The 11,361-nt window shown below is 59.5% G+C and carries 11 protein-coding genes; 7 read left to right on the forward strand and 4 right to left on the reverse strand.

Annotation, left to right across the window (positions count from 1 at the left end; genetic code table 11):
- Window positions 1-26 precede the first annotated feature (26 nt).
- The gene (locus tag AC1DSG_RS06430) at window positions 27-698 is read right to left on the reverse strand and encodes a GntR family transcriptional regulator (protein ID WP_477790120.1); all 672 of its coding nucleotides are present in this window, start codon (window positions 696-698) and stop codon (window positions 27-29) included.
- Window positions 699-909: 211 nt separating this feature from the next.
- On the opposite strand from AC1DSG_RS06430, the gene AC1DSG_RS06435 reads away from it, so the two are divergent.
- From AC1DSG_RS06435 to AC1DSG_RS06455, 5 genes are all read left to right on the forward strand, one after another.
- Window positions 910-1,560, forward strand: coding sequence for a hypothetical protein (locus tag AC1DSG_RS06435; protein WP_477790121.1), 651 nt, complete (start codon window positions 910-912; stop codon window positions 1,558-1,560).
- Window positions 1,560-1,991, forward strand: coding sequence for a phage holin family protein (locus AC1DSG_RS06440; protein WP_477790122.1), 432 nt, complete (start codon window positions 1,560-1,562; stop codon window positions 1,989-1,991). The genes AC1DSG_RS06435 and AC1DSG_RS06440 overlap by 1 nt, the downstream gene beginning before the upstream one ends.
- Window positions 1,988-2,812 carry a DUF3618 domain-containing protein gene (locus AC1DSG_RS06445; protein ID WP_477790123.1) on the forward strand — a complete coding sequence of 275 codons (825 nt, stop codon included), beginning with the start codon at window positions 1,988-1,990 and terminating at the stop codon, window positions 2,810-2,812. Before AC1DSG_RS06440 ends, AC1DSG_RS06445 begins: the two co-directional genes overlap by 4 nt.
- Window positions 2,813-2,943: 131 nt before the next feature.
- Window positions 2,944-3,231: a hypothetical protein gene (locus tag AC1DSG_RS06450; protein ID WP_477790124.1), complete on the forward strand. Its 288-nt coding sequence runs from the start codon at window positions 2,944-2,946 to the stop codon at window positions 3,229-3,231.
- Complete coding sequence (locus tag AC1DSG_RS06455) at window positions 3,203-4,387, forward strand: carboxylate-amine ligase (RefSeq protein ID WP_477790125.1); 1,185 nt, start codon at window positions 3,203-3,205, stop codon at window positions 4,385-4,387. The genes AC1DSG_RS06450 and AC1DSG_RS06455 overlap by 29 nt, the downstream gene beginning before the upstream one ends.
- 150 nt (window positions 4,388-4,537) lie before the next feature.
- Here the strand turns inward: AC1DSG_RS06455 and AC1DSG_RS06460 are convergent, their stop codons facing one another.
- The 3 genes from AC1DSG_RS06460 to AC1DSG_RS06470 form a co-directional block, all read right to left on the reverse strand.
- On the reverse strand, window positions 4,538-5,425 hold the full coding sequence (locus AC1DSG_RS06460) for a DUF2950 domain-containing protein (protein WP_477790126.1): 888 nt from the start codon (window positions 5,423-5,425) through the stop codon (window positions 4,538-4,540).
- A gap of 26 nt (window positions 5,426-5,451) precedes the next feature.
- A complete protein-coding gene (locus tag AC1DSG_RS06465) occupies window positions 5,452-6,996 on the reverse strand; it encodes a DUF3300 domain-containing protein (protein WP_477790127.1) in 1,545 nt (514 codons plus the stop codon).
- A 200-nt stretch (window positions 6,997-7,196) separates the two neighbouring features.
- Complete coding sequence (locus AC1DSG_RS06470) at window positions 7,197-8,474, reverse strand: flavohemoglobin expression-modulating QEGLA motif protein (protein ID WP_477790128.1); 1,278 nt, start codon at window positions 8,472-8,474, stop codon at window positions 7,197-7,199.
- Between the two features lie 286 nt (window positions 8,475-8,760).
- On the opposite strand from AC1DSG_RS06470, the gene AC1DSG_RS06475 reads away from it, so the two are divergent.
- Window positions 8,761-9,420: a hypothetical protein gene (locus tag AC1DSG_RS06475; RefSeq protein ID WP_477790129.1), complete on the forward strand. Its 660-nt coding sequence runs from the start codon at window positions 8,761-8,763 to the stop codon at window positions 9,418-9,420.
- 76 nt (window positions 9,421-9,496) lie between these two features.
- Window positions 9,497-11,287, forward strand: coding sequence for a SulP family inorganic anion transporter (locus AC1DSG_RS06480; protein WP_477790130.1), 1,791 nt, complete (start codon window positions 9,497-9,499; stop codon window positions 11,285-11,287).
- The last annotated feature ends 74 nt before the right edge of the window (window positions 11,288-11,361 follow it).

Raw genomic sequence — 11,361 nt, forward strand, 5'->3', positions numbered from 1 at the left:
CGAAATCAGCACAGTGTCCGCAGCAGTCAGTGAGCGTGTGGCAGATGCTCGAAGAGGGTCTTGCAGACCCCGGCAATGTGCTCGTCCAACAGCTTCACCGCCAGATCCACATTCTTGGCACGGCAGGCTGCAAGGATCTCGCGGTGCTCGTGATCGGCACGCTCTTTGCCGGCGGACAGGCTCATCTGCATGCGCAGGTAGCGCTCCAGCTTGTCGTTGACCGAACGAATCAGGCTGACCAGAAACGGTCGCTGCGCCGGCTCGTACAGGCAGGAATGCAACTCCCAGTTGAGCTCGGCCCAGCGCCCTACGTCGTCTTCGCCGATGAATTCCTGGCAGATACTCTCGGCACGGGCGAAGGTCTGTTCGGTCATGTTGGGAATGGCCAGGCGCAACACCTTGTCCTCCAGCAACATGCGCACTTCGAACATCTGCGCCAGTTCCGCATCGGAAATCCGCGTGACCATCGCCCCGCGATTGCGCTGGAACATCACCAGGCCTTCGGCCTCCAGTCGCTTGAGCGCCTCGCGCACTGGAATTTTGCTGACGTTGAACTGGCGGGCAATGTCGTCCTGGCGAATCGGTTCATCCTCGGCAAAATGACCGGCGACGATCGCGTCCCGCAAATGACGGGTGATGATTTCCGAGGTCGAGGGCGTATTGCCAAGGTCGGGAGCGTTGAGTTTGGGTAGATTCACGTCGGCGGTCGTTTGGAGTGGGATAGCGCTAGGGTATACGAAATTCTTTAACGGATCTCCCTCGCCCCCTTCAGGCGTCAACTCGAGCGCATCGCTCATCATTCCGTTGGAACTCCCCACACCGCCGCCCCGTCATCTGGATTGAGGGGGGCTGCGGGTATTTCGTGGCGAACCCTGATAACGCTTTTTCATTCAGAAGGCGAGGGACGACATGATTACTTCAGACAGCACAACCGGGAGTCAGCCCGATAAACCCCACAACGGAGGAACAGAGCAGGGCTTTGAACACTTGAAGGAAAACGTGACAGAGGCACTGGGCGGCGCCAGAGAGCAGGCGGATGCGCAATTTGGTCAATACCGGGATACCGCAGCCGACCAGATGGAGGCGCTGGCCCAAGGGGCGAAATCCTTCGTTGCCGAGTTGCAGGACAAGGACACGCTGGGCATGTCCGATTACTTGGTGGACATGGCCGAGTCCATGAGCGGTCTGGCCGGGAACCTGCGTGGCAAGAGTGCCGAACAGTTGCTCCATGACGGCGCCGATCTGGCGCGAAACAATCCTGCCTTGTTCATAGCCGGCAGCATTGCGCTGGGCTTTGGCCTGTCGCGCTTTCTCAAGGCCGGTGCCGCGCCCGCGGCGACGCTCCCCGATGCTGGCGATCCGGCAGCAGGCCACTCCGTGCCGGCTTCAGGTGGTTTTGGCGCGCAACGCCCCTACGAAACCTCCGTTCCCTCTCGCACCGATCAAAGTCATGACCACGGCACCATCGTCGCGCCGGGGGCACCCAGTGACCACGGCCAGCCTTCGGACTTTGCAACGCCTTCGAGCCCCGGTTCGACAAACTTCAATGGAGCACTGTGATGAACAGAGAAGATCCGAATTTCCCAGGTGCAACGCCGCTTCCCATACCCGACCCTGACGCATCGGTCGTTGGACTATTACGTCAGCTGGCCCGCGAAGTGCCGGCGCTGTTCACCAAGGAACTGGCGTTGGCCAAAGCCGAACTCCAGGCCAGTCTCACCACGCTCAAGGCCGGCATCGCCGGGGTGGCGAGCGGTGCAATTGTGCTGCTGGCGGGGTTCATCATCCTGTTGATGTCCGCCGTCTATGGCCTGAGCATCGTGATGGCGCCATGGTTGGCGGCACTGATCGTCGGTGTGGTGGTGATGATCGTCGGGTTCGCCATGCTGCAGGCCGGAAAAAAACAGTTCGAACCGTCCCATTTGAAGCCTGATCGGACGTTGGACGCCTTGAACAAAGACCAGGAAGCGCTGCGCAGGAGAGTCTCATGAACAGTGAATTTGAATACGAGTCGCAGAAAAGCCCCGAGGCCATTGAGCGCGATATTGATGCGCAGCGCGCGAGTATCGGCAACATTGTCGATGCCCTGGAAAGCAAATTCACCCCGGGACAGGCCTTTGATCAGGCGTTGTCTTTCATGCAGAACAACGGCACGACCTTCCTGACCAACCTGGGCACCAGCGTGCGCAATAATCCCGTTCCTGCGGTGCTGACGTCGGTGGGTCTGCTGTGGTTGATGATGAGCCAGAACCGTCCGCCGACCCCACGCCCGGTTTATCCCGCAAACCCGGATCACAATAAGGTCGGGGAGTGGGCCGATGGCCTGGCTGACGGCATCGACAGTGCGCGTGACCACCTGCACCAGACGGCGGACACGCTCAAGGAGGGTTACCAGAGCGTGAAAGGCAAAGCGGCGAACCTGGGTGAAAACCTGGGGGCGGCCACCGAGACCGTCAGCCATGCCGTGCATGACGCCAGCGACCGTTTGGTGCGCAGCACACAAATGATGGGCAATCAACTCAGCCAGTTGCTCAAGGAACAGCCACTGATGGTCGCCGCTGCGGGTATCGCTTTGGGGGCCATGTTGGGGGCGGCATTACCCTCGACAGCGACCGAGCAACGCTACATGGGCAAGACCAGCGCAGGGCTGGCCGACAAGGTCAAACAACAGGCGCGGGAGGGTTTTGAAGCGGTGCGCGATACGGTGACAAAAACCACGGATCACGCGGACGCAGACATGAAACCGGAACGCGACTACCACGAAGCATCCGATGCACCAGCCGATCTGTCTCGAGGATTGGGTACTCCGTAAAAGGGCTGTAAGAAAAACGGGAGGTCCAAACAGGCCTCCCGTTATTCAAGGTCAGCACCTCTGGTCGGCACCCATGAACCGACGTCGAATCCTGTTGATCCATTCAGAAATAACTCTGGGATCCCACTGCCATGAACGCCTTCAGAAACCAGCTGACGCTGGCCCAGGAACGAAAACTTTATGCCCTGGATTCCTGGCATCGAGCGCTCGACAACATCGCCCTGCGAATGGACTCGCCTGAGGCCTGGCATGAGGAACTGTTACGGCAGTCGGATGAGATGGATCGCCAGCGTTTGGTCAGTTGGGAAGAGTGGCGAGATCTGCGAATCGAGGCCGATCAGGCGTTTTTACTCGCCGTAGCAGGGGAGGATTATCACTCAGGGCACATCGATGAACAGGCATCTGAAATTCGGAATTGAAGAGGAATACTTCATCACTGATCTGGACAGTCGACGTATGTCCGAGCGTCCGCCCAGCGCTGCAATCGACGCGTGCAAAGCGGCGATAGGCGATTGTTTCGCGTATGAGATGTTCCAAGGGCAAATCGAAGTGGCGTCTCCCGTCTTCACCAGTATTGCCGAAGCCGGACAGTACTTTGTCAGCGCTCGTAAGACGTTGCGCTGCACGCTCCAGTCTTATGGTCTTGGACTGCTGTGTGTCGGGAGTCACCCGTTGGCAGACTGGCGTGTGCAAGAGCCCACCCGGCAGAATCACTTTACTCAACTGTTTGAAGACTATCAGCGCGTGGCCAGGCGTAGCGTGCTGTCCGGCCTGCACGTACATGTTGAAGTGCCGGAATACGTGGATCGTATTCGCGTCATGAACCACGTCTTGCCGTGGGTGCCGTTGTTGCTGGCACTGAGTAGCTCCTCACCTTTTTGGGACGGCGCCGACAGCGGTTTTATGAGCTACCGGCAGACGGCGTGTGATGAGTGGCCGAGGATGGGGATTCCGGAGTTCTTCGAGGATGAAGCGACCTATGAGGCCTACGTCGCCTTGCTGATCCGTACCGGCACCATCAGACAGGCCAGCGAGTGCTGGTGGGGAGTACGGCCCGCTTCCAGGTTTCCGACCCTGGAATTGCGTATGACGGACGCCTGCCCACGCCTGGAGGATGCCTTGTGTATTGCCTCATTGTTTCGATTGCTGGTTGCCGACGCCATTGATCAACCTCGGCCGGGCCGGGCCTGGTCGCAAGCGTCCCATTGGATTCTCAAGGAAAATCGTTGGCGGGCGAAACGCTCTGGAATACATGGGGCATTCATTGTTGAAGGGTACGACGACCGACCCTTCTCGGCTGAGCAGTGGCTTTTCCTGGCAGAGCAGATCCTGGGCGACGCAGCGCGGGAACTGCGCGTGGAAAACGTCTTTTCCCAGGCTCGCCGAATTCTGCGCAACGGTACCAGTGCAGACCGCCAGCGCAGCATTTTCGAGCGAGCGCTGGCCAGCACCGAGGATGCTCAAGCCGCTCTGTCGCAAGTAGTGGATCAGTTGCTGATGGAAACGTCGCAAACGCCGTGCAATACGATCCGTAGCAGCTGGCGAAGCCTGCGTCCGGCTGCGCAGCAGTCGTAAAACCTGAGTTTGCGGTCTTCCTGAATCAGCGCATCGTCTGATTTCACTACTGCTACGCAGCCGGACGCAGGCTTCGCCAGCTGCTACAACAATTGCGCTACCGATTTAACTGATCGGCATCAGGCGCTACGGCTGTTCTACTGCCAGGTTCTAGTCTTGATCTTCCGTGACCTCTTTCCAGCTGTCATCCGGATCAAAGAGCTTCATCGACTGCGCCACCTTTTCACTGTCGGGGCCCAGGTCTTTTTCAAATATCTGGCCGTCATGACTGATCATGAAACTCATCACGCCGGTATCGTCGTATTTCGCCGGCCAGGCGATCAGTGCAAAGCCTCGGCTCATCTTGTCACCTATCAGATAGCTGTAGGCGCCACCTGGTGCCGAAGGACCTTGGCCAGTCAGGATGCGGAAGTGGTAACCATGCCAGGGTTCTCCGGCGATGGCGTTGCCGAACGTGGGACCCAACGGGCTGATCTGACCGCTATCGTCGTCCGCCCAATACAGTCCATCGTGCTTGCCGGGGGCGCTGTAGATATTCTGCGCATACTCCAGTGCGCCGTCACCGTCACGATCCACCGACGCATAGTCCATCTGGGCGTCGTGATAGGCCTGTGCCGATTGCAAAGCGGCGAATTCATTGCGGCCAATTCGACGTGCACGAATTTCGGCACTGCCGGCCTTGATGTCGAAGTGCCAACCTTTCGTGCCTTTTACGATGGGGACAGGCAGTGTCCAGTTGTTGGTTCCCACCGACAGGATCGCCTCGCCGTCGCTGTTTTTTTCCAGGTGGTTTTTCTCGTGGTACAGCTTCAAAAACGCATCGACATCTTTGCGCTCCGCGCCTGCGCGAGGGATGTAACTGCGCCAGTCTTTACCCAGTAACTCGGTCAGGCGTTCGTTATCGGCCTTTTGCGTACCCAGTGCTTCGACGAACGCTTGAGCGGCCTTTTCGGGCGTTGCAAATTCCTGCTGGGCCATGACCATGCAGGACCACGCAACGCCTGCCGTTATCGCCAGGGACTGACGAAGCAAGCCCATGAGTGCCTTCACTCGAGGATTGTTATTCAACGACGGCCACCCCTTTGACTTTGACGCGCTGGTGGATTGGCAGGCCGACTGACCTGTTTGCCGGCTCCTCGCGAGGCATTCTGGCGCTGGGCAGATGCCTGGCTGGCCCGGCCACGATTGGCTTGTGCGTTGGCTTGGGACGGTGAGCGTGTGCCGGCGAAGGCATTGTTGCGGGCGCTGCCCTTACTGGCGGCCTGCGGAGTCGGCCGACTTTTCGTCGTTTGTCGCGCCTGAGCGTTACCCTGGCGCTGTCTGGCATCAGCGGTCTGTTTCCTGGGTTGCTGACCGTCCCGAGCGGTTCGGTCAGTGCCCTGGCCTCTGTTAGCGGCCTGCTGTCTGTCAGTTGCACCCTGTCTTTCAGCGGCTCTTTGTCTGTTGGCTGCATTCTGTCTGGCAGCGTCCCTGTCCGTACCACCTTGTGCCCGATTGCCGTCCACACCTCTGGCCTGGGCGTCGCGCGCTTGATCACGGGCTTCGCGGTTGGTGGTGGGAGGTCGTTCGATACCGGCCCTGTCCATCGAACTACGAGCATTTTCACGCTGCTGGGCTCGCTGAGGCGTGTCGCCTCGATAGGCCTCACGCTGACTGGCACCGTTGAGTTGACGGCCGTACTGTTCGCGGCTCCTGCTGTCGCGATAGGGAACGCCGTTACGATGCGCGGCGTTATGTTGGAACTTGTTCTGATTAACGTTGATTCGGTTGTTGCCGTTGATGTTGTTGTAGCGTTCAACATCGATGTCGACGTCGCTATTACCCCAGTCGCAATCACCCCACAACGAACCGACGATAGCCACACCGGCACCAAACGCCAGACCGGTCAACAAGGCCTGACCGGGGTAATAAGCTGGCGGCGGTGGGTAGTACGCGGGGGGCGACGCAGGATAAGGCCAGGTGCCGTAGGTGGTTGTCGGGTTATAAGTGGGAACGTAGACAACCTGTGGATCGGCGGGTTGAATAATGATGGTGCTGGCTGGGGCCTGAACCACCTCTGTGGACGTGGCTGCCGGTGCTGGATGATTCTGAACCGTCACGTTCTGATATTGGTTGCTCTGCAGATTGCCTGCTGCCTGCGCCTGATGACGCAAGCGTTGCACCGCAGCCATGAGATCGTCAGGCTGCGCCAGGAAGGCATCACCCAGGCGTTGTACCGCCACAGGATCCTGTCCCAGCGTGGCCAACACCTGCGGGAAGGCGACGAGCGCCTGCACACTCGGATCCCAGGGTTTGTTCTGCACTTGTTTGACGGCATCGTCACCCTTGGCGTTGGGGTTGGCTTTAGACCAGGCGACTGCCTCGGTGAATTCCCCGGGGTACGTGCTGGCCATCAGTATCTGTGCCAGCAGTGGATCCGGGTATAGCGCAATCGGCGCCAGCATTTGATCCAACTGTTCCTGGGTAAACACGGCATCTTTAAGCGTCGAATTGGCGGGCGCTGGCACGGCAGAGGTCGTGCTTGAGGCCGCAATCACTGCCTGCGATACGCAGAAAGATCCGCTCAAAATAAGGACAGCTGACAACGTGTAGAGTGAGGGAATGCGCATTGCATCTCCATGTGGTCAGGCAGGTTTGGAATGAGTGGATCAATGCCAGGGAAGTGAGGTCCGACGTTGCCAGCCCCAAGCCTCAGCTTCGATGCCGCTTCCTAAGCGTAGCAAACAAAAAATTTCTGCCATTTATTTACGTTCATTCAATTCGCCCTGGACGCTCAAACCGAGAGCATTCAGTTCGTAGCCCCCCGTCATCACTGGGCGCTGGCATCGGTTTCGTGCTCGTCTGCAAACGCCATGAGCACTTCCAGATCGAGCACATCCAGCTTGATCCGCGAGATAAAAGCAGAGAAGGCGAGGTTGGCGGCGAGCAGGCGCAGATCGCTGGCCCAAGCCGGGAGATAGACCGGCCCCTGGAGCCAGCCAGACTCGAACAGGGGCGCCAGGCGAACGGTGTCACCCAGACTGAGGCGCCCGGCAAACAAATGGCCGACCAGTTCCGGCCGGTTGTCGCGGATCGCGATGCGCAGCAGGGTATGCACGCCGATCAAGCCGGTCAGGTAGGCAGCATCCTTGGTAAACGCCGACCCGCCGTGCAGGTCGGCGCCGCGGAACACCCGTTGGGTGGAGCGAAACGACTCCTCTTGCGACTGGCCGGCCGCCAGAAAACCTTCGAATACCTGGATGAAATCGGCGCCTTCCAGCGCTTGCTGGACGGCGAGTACGCGCAAGGCAAGGCGCCGCAAGCGGTTGATGTCCATGCTGCCGGTGAACAGCTCGGCCAAAGTGGCAATACCTTCCTGGGTCTGTGTCGTGCGTGGCGCCCCAAGGCCGAGGCTTTTCAGGTTGGGTTGGCGTGCGCCGTTTTGTGCCGTGGCGACGTGCACGAACGCCTCGTGCTGCAATAGCTGATTCTTGTCCAGTTCAGAGAACAACGCGCTGGCGCGCAGGCGGATGCGGCTCGACCCGGCGATGGCCTTGGCGGCCAGGGTCGAATCGAGCACGACCGTGATCCGGCCCTCGCCGAAGAAGCGGTCCAGTTCCGGCTGTATCCAAGTGGCAAAGGCCTCGGCCGGGATCTCGGCCGGGCTTGGTGGAATCCGCGCACTGCCCAGAAGGGCGTCGGTGGTATTGAGGAAGAACCGGGCGGCGTCGAGCATGCTCAGGTTGAGGCGTGGGTAATGGAAATCCGGGCGCCGGTACAGCGCTGACGAATAGTCAGTAAAGGCGGGCGTGCCAATGGCCCCCAACATGCGTCCGGCCGTGGCATAGCTTCGCGCTGTCATGGCGAGGTAGTTCCCGGCGGGATGCGCCTCATCGCAGTGCTCGACAAAGGATTCCAGTGCGGCGATGTCGACGCTGTGGTCACGCGGTCGCAGTTCGACCTTCGGCAACTGTGCACGGCCGCTGCGCCAATTCGCCAGGAAGGCTTCTTCGACGCCATCGGGCCACGCCAGGGCATCCAGCACGCGGATCTTGCGGGCCAGACCGGGTAGGGCGGCATCGAGTTCAGAAAGGGGCGCGGCGATCATCGCAATCTCCTGGGGAGACGAGACTTACCTGTAAAAGCTTAGTCGTTGCTGATGCCGTGCGTTCAGTTCCAGGAACAACACCGCCGGACGCAGGCTTCGCCAGCTGCTACAACGTGAGATTTGGCGTACAGGCAGATGTGCTGTGTTTGGAGACTCACGCACGCTGGCAGCGACAATTTTTTTTGTCACTACAATGAAGTGAAATCGAAAAAAGCACCGCCTCAAGTGTGGTGCTTTGGTCAATGAAACTTGCACCACACGGATTTTTTTCAGCGAGGTAGGACGCATGCCAAACACCGAAGGACAGAAGCGGGCACGAATACTCGACCCCGTCGACCGTGTCACAGAGGTCATCTTCGGCCTGCTCATGGCGATGACGTTCACCCGAACGATCAGCGTGGCAACATCGGGCCAGGAAGCTGAACGTACCATGATGTTTGCCTCGCTCGGTTGCAACCTTGCCTGGGGGCTTGCAGACGCGGTGATGTATCTACTGCGAGCCTTGATCGATCGCACGCGCAAAAGCACGTTATACGAGAAGGTCGGCGCGGCGGACGCGGCCACCGGCCAGGCGCTCGTGGCGGGTGCCCTGCCGTCGCACCTGGCGGCAGCCGCCAAGCCTGAGACCCTGGAGTTGTTACGCAGTCGCCTGGTTGACTACCCCGCCACGTCGGTGCAGTCGCAGCTTGGTTGGGATGATTTCAAGGGTGCACTGGGTGTTTTTCTGTTGGTGGTGGCATCGACCTTTCCCCTCGTGGTGCCTTTCCTGTTACTTGAAGATACGGCGCTCGCGGTTCGTCTATCTAATTTGGTCGGGCTCGTGGTGCTGTTCATCGCGGGTTGGATACTGGCGCGATACGCAGGCGCAAAGCCGTGGCAAGGCGGGATTGCGATGGCGGTCACCGGCGCGGTGCTGATCGTAGCGATCGTCGCGCTCGGCGGATGAAGAACAGAGGAGGGCACGGCAATTCTGCCGCTGCCTCTAAGCCATTACGCGCTGTACACCAAGGGGTTACAGGTCTATGAGCGATTCGAATTCTGTACCTTCCGCCCCGGAACCGGGTCGTATTGCACATCGGGTAGCAGGCGCCGATCAGAAGAGCTGGCGCCGCTGGCTGCCGGGGCTGAATACGCTGCTCACCTATCAAATAGGCTGGTTGCGAAATGACATCGTCGCCGGACTCGTCCTGACCACAATGCTGGTGCCAGTGGGCATTGCCTACGCGGTGGCCTCGGGCGTACCCGGCATTTATGGTCTGTACGCGACGATCATTCCGCTGCTGGCTTATGCGTTATTCGGGCCGAGCCGGATTTTGGTGCTGGGGCCGGACTCTTCGCTGGCGGCCGTCATCCTTGCGGTGATCCTGCCACTGTCGGGCGGCGATCCATATCGTGCCGTCGCCCTGGCGGGAATGATGGCGATTGTGTCGGGGGTGGTCTGTATCCTGGCCGGCATTGCGCGCTTGGGCTTCATCACGGAACTGCTCTCCAAACCGATTCGCTACGGGTATATGAACGGTATTGCGCTGACCGTATTGATCAGCCAATTGCCCAAGTTTTTCGGCTTCAAGATCGAGTCCGACGGGCCGCTGAGAAACATGTGGGCGATCATTACCTCGGTGCTGGACGGAAAAACCAACTGGGTCACGTTCGCGGTCGGTGCTGCCACGTTGGTGGTGATCATGTTGCTCAAGGGGCACAAACGCATTCCGGGTATTTTGATTGCCGTGGCAGGCGCAACCATCGCCGTCGGTGTGCTGGACCTTGCCACGAAATACGGAATATCGGTCCTCGGCGAGCTTCCACAAGGCATGCCTGCGTTCGCCATTCCCTGGATCACTCAAGCTGATATTGTCCCGGTCCTGATCGGCGGATTCGCCGTCGCGCTGGTTTCGTTCGCCGACACCAGCGTGCTCTCGCGTGTCTATGCGGCACGTTCGCGTACTTACGTTGATCCGAACCAGGAAATGGTGGGGCTCGGCGTCGCCAATCTGGCGGCCGGGTTTTTCCAGGGTTTTCCAATCAGCAGCAGTTCGTCACGCACACCGGTGGCTGAGGCCGCAGGCGCCAAAACCCAATTGTCCGGTGTCGTCGGAGCGCTGGCGGTTGCCTTGCTGTTGCTGGTGGCGCCGAACCTGTTGCAGGACCTGCCCAACAGCGCGCTGGCGGCGGTCGTGATCGCATCAGCCATCGGCTTGATCGAGGTCACGGACCTGCGACGCATCTATCGCATTCAGCAGTGGGAGTTCTGGCTGTCCATCGCCTGCACTGTCGGTGTTGCCGTGTTTGGTGCAATCGAGGGGATTGCCCTGGCCATCGTGCTTGCGGTGATTGAATTCCTGTGGGATGGCTGGCGGCCGTACTCCACGGTGTTGGGACGTGTCGATGACCTTCAGGGCTACCATGACATCAAGCGTTTTCCTGACGCACGAATTCTTCCCGGCCTGGTCCTTTTCCGCTGGGATGCGCCTTTGTTTTTCGCCAACGCCGAGTTGTTCAATGAACGGGTGCTGGACGCAGTGGCTTCGTCGCCTACGCCGGTACGCTGGGTGGTCGTTGCGGCAGAACCGATGACCAGTGTGGACGTGACCTCTGCCGACATGTTGGCCGAACTGGACGAAACCTTGCGCGCGGCGGGCATCGAATTGTGCCTCGCTGAGATGAAAGACCCGGTCAAGGACAAACTGAAGCGATTCGGGCTTTTCACGCAGTTTGGCGAGAACTCGTTTTTTCCGACATTAGGTACAGCGGTCAACAGCTTCCTCGCGACCTATCCTGTGGAGGGGGCCAAACGGCAGGATGAGAATCAGTGAGGCGGTGGGTTGCCGGCGTTTTGGGGCTATCGACGACCGAAGCGCCTTGCAGGAATGCCTGGGTGGTCCTATCG

This window comes from Pseudomonas sp. P5_A12 (genome assembly GCF_056400685.1).